This window comes from Lunatibacter salilacus, assembly GCF_009797935.1.
Classification (GTDB): Bacteria; Bacteroidota; Bacteroidia; order Cytophagales; family Cyclobacteriaceae; genus Lunatibacter; species Lunatibacter salilacus.
Genome location: NZ_VOLC01000033.1, coordinates 18,273 through 35,854, shown reverse-complemented (window position 1 = coordinate 35,854; position 17,582 = coordinate 18,273). Strand labels below are relative to the sequence as shown.

The following is a 17,582-nucleotide window of genomic DNA, read 5'->3' as shown; positions in this document are numbered from 1 at the left end:
ATCTCGCAATTATAATCATCCCTCCGTGCGTCGCCTGCGTCATGCTCGATTTCATGTGTCTATAATTTTTTTTCAGCGGTCACATGGAATCTCGCATGGTTGATAGTCATCCCAGTGTGTGACGGCTACGTCATGCTCGATTTCATCTGTTTATATTTGTTTTTCAGTGGTCAAACCTGAGGTCCAGGCAGGTTTCTACTATATTACAACAATATTTTATTCAAATATCCATCAATATCCAATATCAAAAAATATCATTTTTCCATATTTCGGCCGCAGGCCATATATCCACTATATTTCCACCATATTTCAATTTATTCCCAATATCAACCAGTATCATTTCCACCGAAATCCATATATAAAAATATTTTTTCGCACCTTTGCGATTCATTTCAAGTACCATGCCTTATTTCTATTTGTTTATAGGTTGGATGCTCTTTTATGCCAGCCACAGTTACCTTGCAGCCCTGAATATAAAAAGAAAAATTCAAGGTATCATGGGCAACTCCTACAAATGGTATCGGTTGATCTACAGTTTGGTGTCAATTTTGGGGGTATTTGCACTTCTTTTTTATTCTGGAACCATACCTCCCCACTACCTTCTGAATCCAACTGACGTCCTCCAATATATAGGCTATATGCTGGCGACCTTTGGTACCATTATTTCTGTCAAGTCCATGAAGGGGATTTCATTAAAACGATTTATCGGGTTGGCACCCCACGATGACTTGAAGCAAAAAGATAGTCTAGTGATTGATGGCCTTTACCGCTGGGTGAGGCATCCCCTGTATGCCGGACTTGTACTGATTTTCTTGGGGTATTTCTTTTTCCTTCCCACGGTGGCGTCAATGGTTCACCTGATCGCTCTGCTTGTTTATTTGCCTTTTGGGATTTATTTCGAAGAAAAAAAGCTCATAACCCTACATGGGCCGGCATATATTGACTTTCAGAAATCAGTACCCCCCATAATCCCTACTAAAAAGCCATGATAGAATTGATTATTTACGGATTGCTATTAATAGCCGTTTTGGCTCACTTGATTTTTGCATCCCTGCTTTATAAAAAAATAAACGCTGACCCACATCTAGGTTTTCATGAGAAAAATGACTGGAGACTTAAGGCCCTGATATTTCCTGCCTATTTTTGGTTTACATTTAAAAAGAGATCTTAGAGACCTCCTCAAAAGCCTTATGTCATTTTTTACTATTCGAAATTTTACATGAAATCGAGCATGACGAGATCGTCACACAGTGGGATGATTATAGTTGCGAGATTCCATCTGACCGTTAAAAATCAAATTATAAACAGGTGAAAAAAATTGTTTACTTTATTTTGTTCTTTGCTTCCCTACAAGCGGGCTATGGTCAACATTATGACATCGGGCTGCATGGGGGATTACTTACTCCCATAGATTTTTTTAATTATCAAGGTGGAAGTATTGGCCCCCAGGCTGGGATCTCATTTACATACCATATTGGTGAAAAACTCGCTATTTCTTCAGATTTTTTGGTGGGTCATTTTGGAAATCGTAATTCAACTTCCAATTCTCTGGTGCCTGAGGAATTCACTAAGGTTCACTTGAATACATTTGGTCTTTTGATCCATAGAAAATTCCAGCTTGCCAATCAGTGGGTAATCTCCGTGGGCACCGGGGTGGGTTATTACCTGGAACATACCAATCCCCGCAACCCAACCTCACAAAACCCGACGCTTGAAAAGGAGTATGTTAGAGACTTCACGATGCCTTTTAGAGGTCGCCTTTCAAAAGAATTTGCACCAAACCTGAGAGGTGGAATCCATTCTGGAATTTATTTGACCCCCTTCTATTCCCTTGGTGGATTTCATCTGGGGCCTGAAATTAGCTACCGATTTTAATAGAAAACAGATGAAGAAATCCAATTTATTATTTCTTTTACTGGTTGTAGTCAGTGGTGCCACATTCGGTCAAAACTTAGAGAGCCACTTATCTTTGGGTACATTTCGGATACCCAATCAGCAACGTGTAGAGCAACCTGTGGAAGGCTTTAATTTGAATCTTGGCCTTACGTATCAATTGGGAGAAAATTGGACCATAGGAACAAGCATTAACCATTCGGTCAACCAATATCATAGGGCTTCGGCGGCAAACACTCCTTTATTGTCCGAACTTGGATCCCTTCCATTGGAAGGGAAATTATTGACAGACCATTTTTCTTTAGTCTTTGGCCGTAAACTCAGGTTGCCCTGGGATCTTGTCGCCGAGTTTGGAACTGGTATCGGGATGTTTGTGGAAGAAAACGAATTTATGGAAGTAGTTAATTTCGATCGGGACAGGAAGGTCTTTACCGGGTTTTTTAGAAAAACTGCTACTACGGTTGACATACATCTTCCAATCGTCTATTCGATAAAGAAAGTCTTTCACGAGAAAGCAACACTTGGACTTCAAGGGGGGCTATTTATAGATAGTTCCGGGTATTCCAGAGGGATCTTTTTTGGACCAAGAATCAGTTTCTTTTTATAGCTTGATTTAAAATGAATAGCCAAAAGATAGCTGTGGCCAAAAGTATTCTTCCACCAGGCCGCCGATCAAAGGGGTCAGCCCCGCACGAAATGTAAATCCAGATGATGAAACCCTTCTGTATCCAATAGCAAGAGTACCTATTGCCCCGTTTTCAACGTTGACTAAACCGGAGGAAATGTTGGTATTAGTCCGGTCATTCAAGCCATTAAAAGTAACACCCGCACCAACTTCCAAGAAATTTTTCTTTCTTCCGAGTAAATAATTTATAACCAGGGGAACAGTATAAATTCTATCCCCTTCTACGGAAGTATAGCCCATTCCAACCCTTACTCCCCATCCGTTAGACTTAGGTCTAAACCGAGTGTCATAATTAAATGAATAAAAGATTCCGCTTCCCAGACCTTCCACAAAGATCGATTGCGGTAATTCATTCTGCTGGGCAAAAGCCTTTGGCGCAGCAGCGACAAGTAACAAACCAAAAAAAACAATCCAAGCAGTTTTACCCATAAGAGTTTTATTAGGGTCCAAAACTAGCAATTTTTATTTTATCCAATCAGGTCAAATTTTTATTGTTTTTTTTCAAGCCACTGTAGCATTTTTAACTACTGTTTCGTCTAGACATCAAATAACCAACCTATCCATGAAAAAGGTAGTATTTCTTTATATCATGCTCCTGCTCACGGGCTTTTCATGTGAGGATCAAATATTGATGGAATCTCCCGGGACCTGTATAGATCCCACAAAAATAAAGACTGATGCGGTTTGCACAATGGAATATAGGCCGGTCTGTGGCTGTAATGGTCAAACTTATAGCAACAGTTGTGTGGCGGCAAATGCGGGCGTCAAAACCTGGACAGATGGTGAATGCCCTGAATGATAAATAGTGGTGGTTTTTTTTAATGTGTTTCCATCCTGATTGGAACCAACCCGTTGGGCAGTTTTTTAACCAGGATGGAATTTTTTATTTTGCGTCAATAATAAGGACCCAGTCGTGGCCTTTTTCTCCGGAGCTGGGTGCGGTCACGGATAAATTTTCCACATAAGTCTTTTGTATGGGTGGGTGGAGGTGACCAGTCCTGGGGTCATACCATAAAAGCTCCAATTGTTGCCCTTTCAAGTCAGTTAGGTTGAGATCCACGGATTTTCCGGTAGGAAAATAGACCATTGCATAGGTTCCATTTTCGTCCCGGGTCGCCGCTACAAAGTGATGATCGTCTTCCTGAGGGGTAATGACCATATCCATGGCGGGAATGCGGGAAAGAAAGGATCTGGACAACATCAATTTTTTGAGATGCTGGGCTTGATGAGCCATAGGTAGATCTAAAGCGACTTTCCATGGTCGTAATGGAGCATTGATGGGAGCGCGGTCATTGGCGTACATCTGCCAAACGGCATGACAACCATAACTTTGCCCAAAAGCACCCGCAAAGACATTCCAGTACATAATGCGGCGTATATCGTCGGGAATGCTGTATCCAAGTTCCTTTGCGTTAAAGCAATTGGGGTGGTCTTCATAAAGGGGTTCCCCGTCAAGCGTAGGTTTTGTAGGGCTTAAGGCATAGTCATGGGCGATGATGTTGTAGGTAGCTTGATTGGGGCAGTGCCCCGTTTGGTGCATGTTGAAATCCAGCCACGCATCTTGGTGAAACCAGTTGCTCGATCCTCCCGGCTTGGCAGGTTGCGGGTGGAAGGTCATCAGTGCTTTGTCATGGCCACCGACTCCCGCCGCAACACCTTCGGCCATATTTCTCCAGATTTCCACATCGTCTGATCCCTGCCGGGGGTTGCGGTCACCACCGATTACCCAAATGATATTTGTATGGTCCTTATACCGGTTGCCAATCCATTCGCCAAACATTTTGGCATTCTGCGGATTGAAAATTTCAGGACCTACCCCCCAATTGTTCTTAAATACCTTATCCCCCCAAGTTGGCAGTAGAGCAATATAAATCCCGCGTTTAGCTGCTTCATCGATCACAAAATCCACATGCTCGAAATAGGCAGCATTCGGACGGGTCGGGTCGTTGTCCATTAGCGGTGTGTCACCATAAGGATTTGGCGTTTCTATGCCGTCTATTTCTGCCAAGGCCACCGCCTGAATCACATTGAACCCTTGGGAGGCCCTTTTATCCAGGTAGTAAATGACTTCATCACGGTCACAGCGGTGAAAGAGTTCCCACGCAGTATCGGCGAGCCAAAAAAACGGATCCCCCGATTCTGTGACAAGATATCGCTGATTGTCTGAGACCTTGAGCTTGGGCAATTGGGCGTAAAGCGGGTAGAATAATAATATTAGCAAAAGTGTAGAAATAATCTTTTGATAGAGAGTAATAGCGATAGGCATCATGGGTGTATTTTAATTTTGGGGTTGCTATCAAATATAAGTAAAAGTATTTGGGCAAAAAAAAAACACCTCTTAGCATACTGTCTAAGAGGTGTCTCAAATTTGATATAGAGGGATTTAAACGCCTACCTTTTCCAACTCACTGAAAAAGAAGTTGCCTTCAATGGCGGCGTTTTCATCGGAATCAGAGCCATGCACTGCGTTGGCCTCAATGGAAGTGGCGTATAATTTACGAATAGTTCCTTCGGCCGCATCAGCAGGATTGGTTGCGCCAATTAATTTTCTGAAGTCAGCCACTGCGTTGTCCTTCTCCAGTATGGCAGCAATGATTGGCCCGGAGGACATATAGGCACAAAGATCCTTATAAAAAGGACGCTCATGGTGTACCGCGTAAAATTTCCCAGCAGCATCACCCGCAAGCCTGGTGATCTTCATAGCAACCAGTTTGAACCCAGCCTCTTCAATCATCTTTAAAATTGCCCCTGCATTTCCAGCCCCAAATGCATCTGGCTTTATCATGGTAAACGTTCTTTTTGTACTCATTTCTAAAATCTTTAATTGGTTAGAATGAGGACAAAATTAAGGCTTTTCGAAGAAACTACTAGGAAATCCGGTTAATTGTCCACAAACCACTTGAAAAGAACGGCTTGGAACATATTGGGAATTTCGAGAAATTATGTAGAACTTTGCACGCTCTGTGTTAGAAAAAGCACGATGGTTAATTTATACCCATGCAAAATATAGATCTATTTAAAGAACAGATTTCTTCCTCTTCTCCCAAAAAGATCGTTATAACTACCCACCACAAGCCTGATGCCGACGCCCTTGGTTCATCTCTGGGACTGGCTAGCTATCTCAAAAAAAAGAATCATTCGGTAACGGTAATTACTCCGTCCGATTACCCTTCTTTTTTGAACTGGATGAAGGGCAACGATGAGGTGATAAACTTTGAGGCGCCGGGTAAATCTGAAATCGCAAAAGAGCTGATACGAGAAGCAGACCTTATCTTCTGTCTGGATTTTTCTTCCCTCAAGCGCTTGATTGACATGGGAGAATACGTGAAAGCATCCAAGGCAAAACTAATAAATATTGACCATCACCAAGATCCGGACGATTTTGCTGATTTTAATTATTGTAGTACTGAGGCTGCGGCGACTTGCGAGTTAATTTATGACCTGATATATAAGATCGGAGATATTGAACTGCTCGATCAAGATATTGCCGAATGCCTCTATGCTGGTATTATGACGGATACGGGAGGGTTCAAACACCCGAATACCACCAAAAATGTCCACTTGGTCACCGCTGAACTTATTGCGCTCGGCGCGGACAATTCCAAAATTGCCCGTTTGATATACGACACCAACTCGCTTAATAAACTGCGGTTTTTGGGCTTTGCATTGACTCGAAGGTTGAAGATTCTGGAGGAATCACATACAGCCTATTTCTCCATCAGTAAAAAAGACCTGAGAAAATATGCATCTCAGACAGGCGATACGGAGGGATTGGTCAATTATGCCCTTTCTCTGGACGGGATAAAAATCGCGGCACTGTTTACCGAACGGAAAGACGGCGTAAAAATTTCATTCCGGTCTGCAGAAGAGGTGGAAATCAATAAATTTGCGGCAAGCTTTTTTAATGGAGGTGGCCATAAAAATGCCGCAGGAGGCATCTCTGAACTCCCACTGGATGAAACAGTGGAAAGATTCGAACACCTTATAAAAGAAAATCAACATACCTTATACAATCAATTAGAAATCATCAATGAAAAAAATTAATAACCTTATTTTAGCCGCAGGCATTATCATTGGCAGTGTGGCTGTTTCGTCCTGTGAGAAAAAACAAACCACTTCGGACGGAATTGAATATACCTATATCAAGGAGGGAAAGGACGCAACAAAAGCCGGAGAATATGTGCTGTATAACTTTATAGCAAAGACCAGCAAGGACTCCGTCTTTATTTCCAGTTATGATCAACCTATTCCTCCATACCTGCAGCATCAGGACAGTGCGGATGCCCAGACAGGAATTGATGAGATATTTTTGAATCTAAACAAGGGAGACAGTATCCGGGTCTCTTCGAAAGCTGGAAAAATCTTTGGCCCCAACCTTCCGCCCTTTCTGGACAGTGCTGAATACGTCACCATTGAAATTGGGGTGGTGAATGTAATTGAAGAAGAGGTTTTTCAGGATTATTACAATGACTTGATGGCCGCCCAGCAGAAAAAGCAGGAAGAAAACTCCAAAAAGCAGTTGCAGGATGATATTGAAACTATCGAAAAATACATTTCTGAAAATAATTTACAGGCTACCAAAACGGAATCGGGTCTTTTCTACGTCATAGAGAAAGAAGGTACTGGTGACCAAGTTGAGCAAGGAAATACAATTTCGGTTGACTATACAGGATATGTATTGGACGGGACTGTATTTGACACCAGTGTGGAAAGCCGCGCAAAGGAAAGCAACACCTTTACCGAGGGCAGGGAGTATCAACCTATATCTTTCCCTGTAGGTCAAGGACGTGTGATTCAAGGTTGGGACGAAGGTTTGCAATTCCTGAAAAAAGGCTCAGTAGCAAAACTACTCATTCCGTCTCCTTTGGCCTATGGCCCGTCACAGCGCTCTGAGGTGATTAAGGCCAACTCTATTTTGGTATTTGACGTAGAAGTAACGGATGTTCAAAAATAAATGCCGAGTTTTCCCGGCAGGTAGATATTAGTAATTGTTATATGAAAAAAATTACGTTAAAACTTCTGGCACTTCTTGGGGTGGTATTTGTCTTTTCCTGTGTGTCTGAGGAAGAAAACCTCGAGGTCATCTTTGAACAGGACAAGCAAAAAATAGAAGCCTTTGTTGCTGACTTTGATGTGGAGCATAGGAAGGAAACCGTCGGTGAATCGGGAGTTGTGCTTTTGATTACTGAAACCAATGATATTGGGCGATTGCCTGTAAACCGCGATACCATCATGGTGGACTATACAGGATATTTGTTGGATGGTACGGTATTTGACACCTCCGTTCGTTCTATTGCAGAAGAAGAAGGAATGTTTAATCCGAATAGACCCTATGAACCCTTTCGAATAGAACTCGGAGTGTCCAATGTAATTGTCGGGTGGCATATTGCTTTGTCTCAATTGCGGGAAGGGGAGAAGGCAACCGTTCTAATTCCCTCTTTTTATGGTTACGGAAGAGATGGAAGCGGACGTATTCCCGGAAACACTGTATTGGTATTTGACTTAGATGTGGTTAGCGTCACGGGACCAGAATAATTAAGATTTTACTAATGAAATCGAGCATGCCGAAGGCGACGCACGGAGGGATGATTATAGTTGCGAGATTCCATGTGACCTCTGAAAAACAAATTATAAACACATGAAAAAATCAATTATTGCCGCACTCCTTTCAGTTTTAATCTTATCCGTTTCATGCGATGATCAGTTTGCGGGATTCGGAGGACCCGTATACGACGTAGAGGGTAATCTTGCTATCGACAGAGTACGGATAGCGGAATACCTAGAAACTGCTGCATTTGACAGTCTTTACCGGGTGCATGATCCTGCCACCGGCGTTGTGGTCATTGTTCAGGAAGAAGGAGAGGGTTCAAGGCCAAGGTCTGGGAACGTTGTGTATGCCAATTATACGGGGATGCTGACTGACGGGACTATATTTGATACAAATCTTGAAGATGTGGCTAAAGCCAACGATATCTTCGATGAGGAACGTAACTATGATATTTTCACCTTTTTTGTAGGTCAGCTGTTAAACCAAGGGGGACCTATTGACGGATTTTCTCATGGTTTTCGGAGATTGAGAAGTGGAGGTAAAGGAGTGATTGTCATTCCATCCCCATTCGGCTATCAGGACGATCCAAACCGGCCCAATATCCCGGAAAATTCCATACTGGTGTTTGAAGTGGAATTGTTGGGATTTGATTGATCAAATAATAAAAGAAGAGAGAAAGAGGAAGGATAGCTATTGTCCTTCCTCTCTTTATTTTACCCAAGTTACTTTGTCTGCAATGGGGCTGCGTTTTCCCTGTGGCCAGCGGTCCGACGCAGGTTTTGCTACATAAAAGAATCCCATTAGTTTATCTTCCTCTTCTAGCCCAAAAAACTCCTTGGCTTCCGGCCAAAATGTAGGTCCGCCTGTGCCCCAGTATGCCGCCAATCCTCGCGCACTGGCTGTTAAATACATATTTTGAACTGCCATGGCAACGGCTGCCACCTCTTCCATCTCCGGAAGATTGGCTTTCAGGTCCCGCTTCATCCCAATGGCAATAATATGTGATGCTTTTAAGGGATTTTCTTTTAGTTTATTGTAGGTTGCTTCCATAAAGTTCCCGCTTTCTTCACTCCGCTTCTTATACAACTCAGACTGGAAGTCCGCAAATTTCTTAAGTCCCTCTCCACTGAAAACTACAAACCTCCAAGGTTCTGTCAACTTGTGGGTGGGTGCCCAGTTGGCATTCTCCAGAAGCTCCGAAATTATGTTATCATCCACCGGGTCATTTTCCCTGAACTGAGCCACAAACATGGAGCGTCTGTTGCGGATGATTTTATTCACCTCTTCTACATTAAAAATTGGTTTGTTCATCATATCAGGATTTCGTTATTATTCCTTTAAAGTGAAAGCATTCTTAAATTTGATCCCTCAACCCTCAACCCTCAATCCTCAATCCTCAAATCTCAATACTTCATTCCTAATTTAACGCCTCCATAGAAATTACGGGTAGGAGCTGGCTGATAAAAACGTCCTCCGAAGGCATTGAGGTCATTTCCCAAACTGTAGGTTTCGTTTAGCAGGTTTTCCACACCAGCAAAGATTTCCATATCCCATTTGACGCCAAGGTTGCTTCGCCATCCCATACGGGCATTGACCAGATTATAGGTCTCCTGATATACTGTATTTGCATCATTGAGAGGGATCTCATCCACATATTGGTGAGTGAAATTGAGGTAGATGCCCGGCTTAGTACGTATGTCCAATTGGTTGACCAGGGTGTTTGGAGCCACCCCAGTGAGGTCATTGCCAGAGAAGTCATTGGTTCCTTGGCTAAAATTACTAAAGGTGAAATAGTGACCGGTAAAGGCATGCGTTAGTTTGATCTCCTGTACAAATGTCAGTTGGTTGCGAATCAATGCGTAATCTACCATCGCTTCAATTCCTTTTTGGTCAGTTGCGCCTGCGTTCCTGAATAAAACCACTCCCTGTTCGTTGGTAAAGGTGGTGATGGTTTGATCCAGATTAAAATAAAAAGCCGAGACGTCTAAGTTTACCATTCCCTGTTTGTAGCTACCGCGATAGCCTACCTCGTAATTCACGCCTTTTTCTGCCTCCAGACCCAGATTAATAGATCCTTCATTCGTCCTTACCTCATCGATTGTTGGAGGAGAAAATCCGGAACTGATGCTACCATGCACGGCTGAAGTTTCATTCAACTTAGCAGACAGCGCAACCCGTGGTATAATAACTGGGTCAAAGCGGCGGTTGGCAGACGAAGGCACCCCCCGTAGGGCATCGATGTTTCTTGAAATATCGAACATGGAAAAGTTCTCGCTCAGTCCGATGGTAAACAGTAAATTCTCGCTCAGTTCCGCTTCTATCTGTTGGAATAGAAAAGCTGTGGTGGTGATCAAGTCATCACTAAAACGTATCGTGTCGGCAGCTCCGCTTCTGTTTCCAAAATTCTGTGCGGCAGTCTTTGCCAGTTGATACTCTCCTCCACCAATAAGTCTAACCGGGATATTTGCCAGCGTGCCATCGTGGGTAAAGCTGGTCCTACCTCCGTAGCTAAATTGAGTCTCTTTTTTATAGTCTAGGTTAAAAGGATTTTCAAAATCTACTGTATTGATATATACCGATGATTTGTTGAATGTCTTAGGGCTGAAGCGGTACTCCTGTCCGATAGTTCCATACATGGATTTTAGGGCAATGGAGGCATTTTGCGAAGCAGAACCCGGTCTTGCCTGACGTGGATTTTCTTCCAGTTGCGCCGCAGTCAGGGCTCCGGGAAGTTCGTAGAATAGATCAGAGTAAAGTAGTTGGGTGGTTATCTTTTGCTTGTCTGAAGGGTTAAAATGCCCTGCAATCTGGAATACTTCCCGGTCCATAGCAGTATGGTCCCTATATCCGTCTGCCTTTTGTTTTGCATAGGAAGCACTAATTCCTCCGTTTTCTAGTTGCTGTTCGATCCCGATCCGGTACCGCATCAGCCCAAAATCGCCCACTGATAAATCAGTACTTATTCGATTTTCATCAATGCGTTGCTTGCTGGTAAAGCTGATGACTCCACCATTGCCTGCCCCATAGATACTTCCTGCGGGACCCTTGATGATTTCCGTGTTTTCTATATTCGACAGATCTAAAAGATTAAGCGGCGTAGTTCCATCGGCAGCCGTGAAGGGAATGTCATTCCAATAGACCTTGGTATTTCTCACACCAAAGGGAGAACGCAGCGAACTACCCCGGATTGAAATGCGGTACGATGCAGGAGCGCGTTCCTCTACTCTTATGCCTGGTTTTGTGTTGAACGCATGTACGGTGGAGGTTTCGTTGAACCGATAAAGCTCACTCTCGGAAACCCGGGAAATTGCCGCAGCCTGAACCAAAAGAGGTCTTTCTGTTTGGAAAGAGGAAACCACTACTTCAGACAGCGCATTGTCAGAACGCTCCAGTCGGGCTGTATATTCACCGCTTGCGGGTACCGAAAGTGTGGTACTGGCAAAGGCAACATGGGTGAATATCATTTCCTCCTGTCTTTCCAGAAACACCTGAACTATCCCAGCTTCATCAGTCACGAAATTCCGTTGACTGTTGAGTTTGATAAACACGTATGGGATAGGCTCGCCTGTTTTAGAATCAACAGTCCGAATGGTAGTCTGCGCCGATAGTCCCAACGGCAGACAAAGAATTGTAAACAAAATTAATTTAAATATTTTCATCGCTTTTTGGATGTGCCCGTAGGGCCGGTAGATTGTAATAATACCGCAAAATTAATTTAATTTTTTAAGCGGTGGTTACCGATCACAGAAAGGTTATGGATTTTGTCAAAAAACACATAACTTGACCACCCAATCAAAGTATCACAAACTGACAATGGATAGAAGGTTAGCCTTAAAACAATTGGCCTGGATTACAGGGGGAGTTATACTGATCCCATCCTGTGACTTCACCCAAGAATCTGTCTTGGAGGCTTATGAAAAGCTTCAGGTAACAGCTTCACAACGAGAAACATTAAACCAAGTAACCAATACGATATTTCCGGGAGTAAAACTCAAAAAGGGAGAAGAAGTAGACCTTCCCGATTTTGTGCTTATCATGGCCAATGATTGCCTTCCTGAATCAGAACAGGAGCAGTTTCTTAAAGGTCTGAAGAGTTTTGATGCCTTTAGCAAAAAGGAATTCGGCAAGACATTTGAAAAAATGGACTCTTCCGAATCTGCAGAGGCCTATCGAGGCATCATGGCTATGGAAGCTGAAGAAAATTCAGATCTGGCCTCTACAAAAAACTTTTTAGCGATCACCAAAAGATTCGCACTTCAGGGTTACCTGACCTCTGAATATTATCTAACTGAAATAATGCCCTACAAAATGATCCCGGGAGGATTTAAGGGCAGTAAACTTGTATCCGAATTAGAACGAATTAATCCCAATGGCTAACCTGAATATTCAACATAAAAAAGAAAATACCTTCGACGCTATCGTCATCGGCTCAGGAATGAGCGGCGGATGGGCAGCCAAGGAGCTTACCGAAAAAGGGCTTAAAACCCTCGTGCTTGAAAGGGGGAAATCCGTGGAACATATCAAAGATTACCCCACTACCAACTTGAATCCCTGGGAATTTGAGCATAGGGGTAATATAAATGAAGACATCAGAAAAGAAAATCCTGTAATTAGCCGATGTTATGCTTTCCGTGAGGATGCCCAGCATTTTTTCGTAAAGGACACCGAGCATCCCTACATTCAGGACAAACCCTTTGACTGGATTAGGGGCTACCAAACAGGTGGAAAATCCCTTTTATGGGCAAGGCAGGTGCAGCGCTGGAGCGACTTTGACTTCGAAGGCCCAGCCAGGGATGGCTTTGCTGTGGATTGGCCGATTCGATATAAGGACTTGGCACCATGGTATAGCCATGTGGAGAAGTTTGTAGGCGTTTCGGGTAATTTGGATGGACTTCCAAACCTGCCCGATGGTGAATTTCTCCCTGCCATGGAGTTGACTGCTGTGGAAAAATATTTCAAAACCCACGTGGGAGAAAATTATCCCGGAAGGGACATCGTTATAGGTCGTTGTGCCCATATTACAGGAAACGAGGAATACTACGCCAAGCAAGGCCGGGCCATTTGTCAACACAGAGCACTGTGTCAGCGTGGCTGTCCGTTTGGGGGATATTTCAGTAGTAATTCCTCCACACTTCCTTGGGCAATGAATACAGGCAACCTAACGCTGCAAAACAATGCCGTGGTTCACTCCATAATTTATGACGAGCAAAAAGGCAGGGCAACCGGAGTGTTGGTAATCGATGCGTTGACGTTGGAAACTACCGAGTACTATGCGGATATCATATTTCTCAATGCCAGTGCGCTCAATTCCAACTTGGTTCTTTTAAATTCCAAGTCATCCAGATTTCCGGATGGACTGGGAAATGACAATGGGCTCTTGGGCAAATTTGTTGCCTTCCACAATTACAGGGCAGGAATTTCAGGCGAATATGAAGGGTTGGCAGAATATACCACAGAGGGAAAGCGTCCCAATGGAGGATACATTCCCCGCTTCAGAAACGTAGAAAAGCAGGAAACGGGATTTCTTAGGGGGTATGCGGCTGGATTCAGTGGCAGCCGAAGTATCATCACGGATCATTCTGACATTGGAGAAAATCTGGAAAACAGCTTGTTAACTCCAAAATTTGGAACTTGGAGGGTTGGATCCCATATGATGGGGGAGACCATTCCCAAGGAGGAAAGTCGGGTCAGCTTGGATCCCAATCAGAAAGACGCCTGGGGTATGCCACAGCTCAAAGTATCCATCGATTATGATCAAAACGACGAGGCGATGATTACAGACTACCTGGAGCAAATGACAGAAATGTTTGAATCTGCCGGGTTTAAAAATATCCGTACCAGGGATGATAAAAGAGCACCTGGTCTGGATATCCATGAAATGGGAGGAGCACGAATGGGACATGATCCCAAGACTTCTATCCTAAACAAGTGGAATCAAGTGCATGCCTGTCCCAATGTGTATGTAACGGACGGTGCCTGCATGACTTCTACCAGTACCCAAAATCCATCCCTGACTTATATGGCCATGGCAGCCCGGTCGGTAGACCATGCCATAAGGGAGAGTAAATCGTAGAAATAATGGTCAAAACAAAGGCCTGCCAGATCCGGAGATTCTGGCAGGCCTTTTATTTTTTAAACCCGGATCATAGACTAGTGATGATGGTGTCCATCAGGTCCATGGGCATGGCCATGTTCCAGTTCAATGGGTTCTGCATCTCTTATGCCGACTATTTCACCTTTAAAATAAAGGTCCAAACCCGCCAGTGGAGAATTAAAATCCATTAAGACCCCCCGGTAATCAATCTTTAGGATTTCACCTTGCATGGGGTTTCCTTTATCATCCTGCATGGAAACAACTTTACCCACTTTCATTAGGTCACGTTGTAATTTACCATCTTCCTTAAACGCAGTTTTGGGGACAATGACTTTTTTAGATTCATCATAGTCGCCATATCCGTCCAAATATCCTATAGAGACCTCAAAGGCATCGCCAATTCCCTTTCCAACCATCGCCTCTTCCAGCTTGGGTAGGAGGTTATCAGCACCAAAGAGAAAGGCATAAGGCTCGGAAGCTTCTACTTTCTCGAAAAATTCCTTACCATTTTCTCCATCATCCACGTGCAGTTCATACACGATAGAAACTATTTTATTTTTCTCAGCAACCATCTATAGATTCTTTAGCATTAAGTTGCCAAAATTAAGGGAATTTGGCTGGAAATTATAATGCTTAGCGGATTTTGGCCAAATAGGCTTCTTGATAGGAGGACCAGATTTCGTAGATTGGGTTTCCGGTTGAACTCATGCCACTGTGATGCCACTGCTTGTCGACCACTTCAAAGTCGAACTCCAAGCTGGCACCCACCCGGCTGTCGTCCCGGGAAAAGAAGGTGATGTTTTCGACGTATTTCCCGTCTTCGGCAGTGTAAGTTCCCCCACCAGTGCCGGAAAATTCTTTAGTCTCCGAATTAAATGCAATCCACTGAAAGCGGCCTCCACCAAGGATTTTTACCGTCCGGCGGGCTCCCGGTGTCATGCTGCTGATTTCTCCGTCTCTTTTTCTTCCGGTAATTACCCATGTTCCGTTGATGGCATCATCCCTGTCGGATATTTTTTCCCAAATTTCAATCAAATCCTTACCTTTTATACGGGCGGAAATAACGAGCTTATCTTCCGCAAAATCCATTGAATAGTTGTTTTTTGTTCCTATCTGATCCTTGTCAAACGTGTAGAAATCAAGACTCTCCGTATATTCGCTGCCTGAGAGGGTGAATTCACCGCCACCTGCTCCCAGAAATTTATTACTGCCTAGCTCCTTGGCCCCAAAAGAGAAGTATCCATCTTGATAAATTTTAATATATTCTTTATCACTTACCGGTTTGCCGTTCTCATGGGTGAGTTTCCAAGCCCCTTCAATATTCTGGGCCCAAATGGGTGAAAGAATTAACGCCGTCAATAAGGTGAATAGGTACTTCATAATAGTTTAGGTTTTTGTTTGTTTAAAACTAAAAAAAAAATCAGGGATATAATAATTTAATTGATTTCCGGTTAAGAAAATGGACAAATTGCATGTAATACGGATGATACTCAGATGTTGGTATGATTTTTAGGCTAATATGTTTTGCCTTGGTTGGCGTAATGGAAAATGAATGAAAAATAAAAAGCACCTAGCGGGTTTCACAACTTTCGTTTTATTAATTGGGTTAAACCTCCCTACTTTCAGTCAAAGTTATGGCACATCCGCCGGCTTACGTTTCGGTAATAATCAAGATTACCGTACTATTGGAATCACGGCGAAGCAGCGGTTGCTGAAAGGAGTCACTGCGGAAGCTATCATCCAATCTGATTTTACAGCCAACACTACTGCCCACCTTCTCCTTGCACGGCATAGACCAATGATCAGCAAACGGTTTAATTATTACTATGGGGGAGGACTCTCAGTTGGAATGGAAGAAAGCCGTCAAAAAGTCCCGGAATCCATGCAAGTGGTTACAACGTATGGAAACCCTACTATGGGAATAGATTTTGTTTTGGGAGTTGAAATGACCCTGATGAAGGTCAATTTTTCACTAGACTACAAGCCGAATATCAACCTAGCCGGAAAGGAACAATGGTATGCAGGTCAGGTGGGAATTTCTGTAAGACCAGTCTTGGTCAAAGGGAAGGAACAACAAAAAAGGAAGCGTCAAAAGGCCAGAAAAAAAAGGAAAGCGCAAAAAAAATCAAATCCCGGACCTTTTTCCCGGTTCATCCAGGGCATTAGGAACCAATAAATCCCTATATTTAAGGATTAGTGCTATTTTGTAAAAACCCAACTTACCCCATGAAACTGACCATCCCATTAATTTTAATCAATTTACTTTTTTTCAACGTTTCTTTTTCCCAGCAGCAAGAGCCGGTGCGTTTAGCTGTGGTTGGCCTCACCCATTCTCATGTGAATTGGATACTCGGACGGCAGGATAAGGGAGACATTCAGCTCGTAGCCATTGTAGAGCCCAATCGAGACCTCGCAGAACGCCTTATGAAAAGAAATAATATCTCCATGGATTTATTATATCCCAGTATGGAGGAAATGTTTGCCAACGTTATTCCGGATGGAGTTACGGCCTTTGGGTCTATCTATGAACATTTGGAAGTTGTCCAAGCTTGTGCACCTAGAGGCATTCATGTCATGGTGGAAAAGCCCTTGGCGGTAAGCACCGCTCACGCAAAAGAGATGAAGGACCTTGCAGAGCAGCATAATATTCACCTAATCACTAACTACGAAACCACTTGGTATGCCAGCAACCAAGAAGTCTTCCGACAGGTACATGAGGAAGGAAAAATAGGTGACATCCGGAGGGTAATCGTCAACGACGGGCATGAGGGCCCTAAGGAGATCGGAGTAAACCAAGAATTTCTGGATTGGCTCACCGACCCGGTTCAGAATGGTGGAGGAGCGGTCATTGACTTCGGCTGCTACGGGGCAAATCTGATGACTTGGTTGATGAAGGGAGAGCGTCCGATTTCTGTCACTGCGGAACTTAAACAAATAAAACCCGACATTTACCCGAAGGTGGATGATGATGCTACCATTTTACTTCAGTATGAATCATCTATTGGGGTGATTCAGGCATCCTGGAATTGGCCCTTTAGCCGTAAAGATATGGAAGTATATGGGCAAACGGGTTATTTAATCGCGAAGAATTCAACGGATGTAGTCTCAAGATTTGAGGGTCAGGGAAAGGAACAACCTTTGGTAATGAAAAAAAGACCTTATCCCTACGACGACCCATTTTCATTTTTTGCAGGAGTAATTCAAGGGAAAATTGACATGGATCCCTTCGATTTGTCATCGTTGGAAAACAACTTGATGGTGGTCGAGATTTTGGAAGCGGCCATAGAAAGTGCAAAAAGTGGCCAACGGGTCAATTTAAAGTAGATTTTATAATTTTTGAGTGCGGAGAGTGATTTGATGTC

Annotated in this window: 19 protein-coding genes; 12 read left to right on the top strand and 7 right to left on the bottom strand. The window is 43.4% G+C overall.

Features of this window, described 5'->3' with window-relative positions; genetic code table 11:
* The first annotated feature begins 380 nt into the window (after positions 1 to 380).
* The 3 genes from FQ608_RS26730 (at position 381) to FQ608_RS26720 (ending at position 2,500) form a co-directional block, all read left to right on the top strand.
* A complete protein-coding gene (locus FQ608_RS26730; protein WP_234364422.1) occupies positions 381 to 989 on the top strand; it encodes a methyltransferase family protein in 609 nt (202 codons plus the stop codon).
* Positions 990 to 1,308: 319 nt separating this feature from the next.
* Positions 1,309 to 1,875, top strand: coding sequence for a hypothetical protein (locus FQ608_RS26725; protein ID WP_158861580.1), 567 nt, complete (start codon positions 1,309 to 1,311; stop codon positions 1,873 to 1,875).
* A gap of 10 nt (positions 1,876 to 1,885) precedes the next feature.
* On the top strand, positions 1,886 to 2,500 hold the full coding sequence (locus FQ608_RS26720; protein WP_158861579.1) for a hypothetical protein: 615 nt from the start codon (positions 1,886 to 1,888) through the stop codon (positions 2,498 to 2,500).
* A gap of 6 nt (positions 2,501 to 2,506) precedes the next feature.
* Here FQ608_RS26720 and FQ608_RS26715 read toward each other — a convergent pair whose 3' ends face one another.
* Positions 2,507 to 3,007: a hypothetical protein gene (locus FQ608_RS26715; protein ID WP_158861578.1), complete on the bottom strand. Its 501-nt coding sequence runs from the start codon at positions 3,005 to 3,007 to the stop codon at positions 2,507 to 2,509.
* Between the two features lie 133 nt (positions 3,008 to 3,140).
* Here FQ608_RS26715 and FQ608_RS26710 point away from each other — a divergent pair, with 133 nt between their 5' ends.
* Positions 3,141 to 3,377 (top strand): Kazal-type serine protease inhibitor domain-containing protein, encoded by a 237-nt coding sequence (locus FQ608_RS26710; protein WP_158861577.1) that lies wholly within the window; start codon positions 3,141 to 3,143, stop codon positions 3,375 to 3,377.
* An 84-nt stretch (positions 3,378 to 3,461) separates the two neighbouring features.
* Here FQ608_RS26710 and FQ608_RS26705 read toward each other — a convergent pair whose 3' ends face one another.
* Entirely contained in the window at positions 3,462 to 4,847 is a 1,386-nt protein-coding gene (locus FQ608_RS26705) for a glycoside hydrolase family 140 protein (RefSeq protein WP_158861576.1), read from the bottom strand.
* 114 nt (positions 4,848 to 4,961) lie between these two features.
* On the bottom strand, positions 4,962 to 5,387 hold the full coding sequence (locus FQ608_RS26700) for a nucleoside-diphosphate kinase (RefSeq protein ID WP_158861575.1): 426 nt from the start codon (positions 5,385 to 5,387) through the stop codon (positions 4,962 to 4,964).
* 188 nt (positions 5,388 to 5,575) lie between these two features.
* On the opposite strand from FQ608_RS26700, the gene FQ608_RS26695 reads away from it, so the two are divergent.
* The 4 genes from FQ608_RS26695 (at position 5,576) to FQ608_RS26680 (ending at position 8,780) form a co-directional block, all read left to right on the top strand.
* Positions 5,576 to 6,622: a DHH family phosphoesterase gene (locus tag FQ608_RS26695; protein WP_158861574.1), complete on the top strand. Its 1,047-nt coding sequence runs from the start codon at positions 5,576 to 5,578 to the stop codon at positions 6,620 to 6,622.
* Positions 6,609 to 7,532: an FKBP-type peptidyl-prolyl cis-trans isomerase gene (locus FQ608_RS26690; protein ID WP_158861573.1), complete on the top strand. Its 924-nt coding sequence runs from the start codon at positions 6,609 to 6,611 to the stop codon at positions 7,530 to 7,532. The genes FQ608_RS26695 and FQ608_RS26690 overlap by 14 nt, the downstream gene beginning before the upstream one ends.
* Before the next feature lie 41 nt (positions 7,533 to 7,573).
* A complete protein-coding gene (locus FQ608_RS26685) occupies positions 7,574 to 8,113 on the top strand; it encodes an FKBP-type peptidyl-prolyl cis-trans isomerase (RefSeq protein WP_158861572.1) in 540 nt (179 codons plus the stop codon).
* A gap of 103 nt (positions 8,114 to 8,216) precedes the next feature.
* Positions 8,217 to 8,780 carry an FKBP-type peptidyl-prolyl cis-trans isomerase gene (locus FQ608_RS26680; RefSeq protein WP_158861571.1) on the top strand — a complete coding sequence of 188 codons (564 nt, stop codon included), beginning with the start codon at positions 8,217 to 8,219 and terminating at the stop codon, positions 8,778 to 8,780.
* 54 nt (positions 8,781 to 8,834) lie between these two features.
* Here the strand turns inward: FQ608_RS26680 and FQ608_RS26675 are convergent, their stop codons facing one another.
* Together FQ608_RS26675 and FQ608_RS26670 are read right to left on the bottom strand one after the other, a co-directional pair.
* A complete protein-coding gene (locus FQ608_RS26675; protein WP_158861581.1) occupies positions 8,835 to 9,437 on the bottom strand; it encodes a nitroreductase family protein in 603 nt (200 codons plus the stop codon).
* Between the two features lie 92 nt (positions 9,438 to 9,529).
* Complete coding sequence (locus FQ608_RS26670; protein ID WP_158861570.1) at positions 9,530 to 11,785, bottom strand: TonB-dependent receptor family protein; 2,256 nt, start codon at positions 11,783 to 11,785, stop codon at positions 9,530 to 9,532.
* A 154-nt stretch (positions 11,786 to 11,939) separates the two neighbouring features.
* Here FQ608_RS26670 and FQ608_RS26665 point away from each other — a divergent pair, with 154 nt between their 5' ends.
* Both FQ608_RS26665 and FQ608_RS26660 read left to right on the top strand, forming a co-directional pair.
* The gene (locus FQ608_RS26665) at positions 11,940 to 12,503 is read left to right on the top strand and encodes a gluconate 2-dehydrogenase subunit 3 family protein (protein ID WP_158861569.1); all 564 of its coding nucleotides are present in this window, start codon (positions 11,940 to 11,942) and stop codon (positions 12,501 to 12,503) included.
* The gene (locus FQ608_RS26660) at positions 12,496 to 14,199 is read left to right on the top strand and encodes a GMC oxidoreductase (protein WP_158861568.1); all 1,704 of its coding nucleotides are present in this window, start codon (positions 12,496 to 12,498) and stop codon (positions 14,197 to 14,199) included. The genes FQ608_RS26665 and FQ608_RS26660 overlap by 8 nt, the downstream gene beginning before the upstream one ends.
* Positions 14,200 to 14,276: 77 nt before the next feature.
* On the opposite strand, the gene FQ608_RS26655 is transcribed toward FQ608_RS26660, so the two are convergent.
* A complete protein-coding gene (locus FQ608_RS26655) occupies positions 14,277 to 14,792 on the bottom strand; it encodes an FKBP-type peptidyl-prolyl cis-trans isomerase (RefSeq protein ID WP_158861567.1) in 516 nt (171 codons plus the stop codon).
* A 61-nt stretch (positions 14,793 to 14,853) separates the two neighbouring features.
* A complete protein-coding gene (locus tag FQ608_RS26650; protein ID WP_158861566.1) occupies positions 14,854 to 15,600 on the bottom strand; it encodes a hypothetical protein in 747 nt (248 codons plus the stop codon).
* A 172-nt stretch (positions 15,601 to 15,772) separates the two neighbouring features.
* Between FQ608_RS26650 and FQ608_RS26645 the strand changes: the two genes are divergently transcribed.
* Together FQ608_RS26645 and FQ608_RS26640 are read left to right on the top strand one after the other, a co-directional pair.
* Positions 15,773 to 16,396: a hypothetical protein gene (locus FQ608_RS26645; protein WP_158861565.1), complete on the top strand. Its 624-nt coding sequence runs from the start codon at positions 15,773 to 15,775 to the stop codon at positions 16,394 to 16,396.
* Positions 16,397 to 16,446: 50 nt separating this feature from the next.
* Positions 16,447 to 17,544 carry a Gfo/Idh/MocA family protein gene (locus FQ608_RS26640; RefSeq protein ID WP_158861564.1) on the top strand — a complete coding sequence of 366 codons (1,098 nt, stop codon included), beginning with the start codon at positions 16,447 to 16,449 and terminating at the stop codon, positions 17,542 to 17,544.
* The last annotated feature ends 38 nt before the right edge of the window (positions 17,545 to 17,582 follow it).

Coding starts and splice junctions, on each gene's coding strand:
- FQ608_RS26720 (WP_158861579.1), top strand. CDS start 1,886: ATGAAGAAATCCAATTTATTATTTCTTTTACTGGTTGTAGTCAGTGGT.
- FQ608_RS26715 (WP_158861578.1), bottom strand. CDS start 3,007: ATGGGTAAAACTGCTTGGATTGTTTTTTTTGGTTTGTTACTTGTCGCT.
- FQ608_RS26710 (WP_158861577.1), top strand. CDS start 3,141: ATGAAAAAGGTAGTATTTCTTTATATCATGCTCCTGCTCACGGGCTTT.
- FQ608_RS26705 (WP_158861576.1), bottom strand. CDS start 4,847: ATGATGCCTATCGCTATTACTCTCTATCAAAAGATTATTTCTACACTT.
- FQ608_RS26700 (WP_158861575.1), bottom strand. CDS start 5,387: ATGAGTACAAAAAGAACGTTTACCATGATAAAGCCAGATGCATTTGGG.
- FQ608_RS26695 (WP_158861574.1), top strand. CDS start 5,576: ATGCAAAATATAGATCTATTTAAAGAACAGATTTCTTCCTCTTCTCCC.
- FQ608_RS26690 (WP_158861573.1), top strand. CDS start 6,609: ATGAAAAAAATTAATAACCTTATTTTAGCCGCAGGCATTATCATTGGC.
- FQ608_RS26685 (WP_158861572.1), top strand. CDS start 7,574: ATGAAAAAAATTACGTTAAAACTTCTGGCACTTCTTGGGGTGGTATTT.
- FQ608_RS26680 (WP_158861571.1), top strand. CDS start 8,217: ATGAAAAAATCAATTATTGCCGCACTCCTTTCAGTTTTAATCTTATCC.
- FQ608_RS26675 (WP_158861581.1), bottom strand. CDS start 9,437: ATGAACAAACCAATTTTTAATGTAGAAGAGGTGAATAAAATCATCCGC.
- FQ608_RS26670 (WP_158861570.1), bottom strand. CDS start 11,785: ATGAAAATATTTAAATTAATTTTGTTTACAATTCTTTGTCTGCCGTTG.
- FQ608_RS26665 (WP_158861569.1), top strand. CDS start 11,940: ATGGATAGAAGGTTAGCCTTAAAACAATTGGCCTGGATTACAGGGGGA.
- FQ608_RS26660 (WP_158861568.1), top strand. CDS start 12,496: ATGGCTAACCTGAATATTCAACATAAAAAAGAAAATACCTTCGACGCT.
- FQ608_RS26655 (WP_158861567.1), bottom strand. CDS start 14,792: ATGGTTGCTGAGAAAAATAAAATAGTTTCTATCGTGTATGAACTGCAC.
- FQ608_RS26650 (WP_158861566.1), bottom strand. CDS start 15,600: ATGAAGTACCTATTCACCTTATTGACGGCGTTAATTCTTTCACCCATT.
- FQ608_RS26645 (WP_158861565.1), top strand. CDS start 15,773: ATGAAAAATAAAAAGCACCTAGCGGGTTTCACAACTTTCGTTTTATTA.
- FQ608_RS26640 (WP_158861564.1), top strand. CDS start 16,447: ATGAAACTGACCATCCCATTAATTTTAATCAATTTACTTTTTTTCAAC.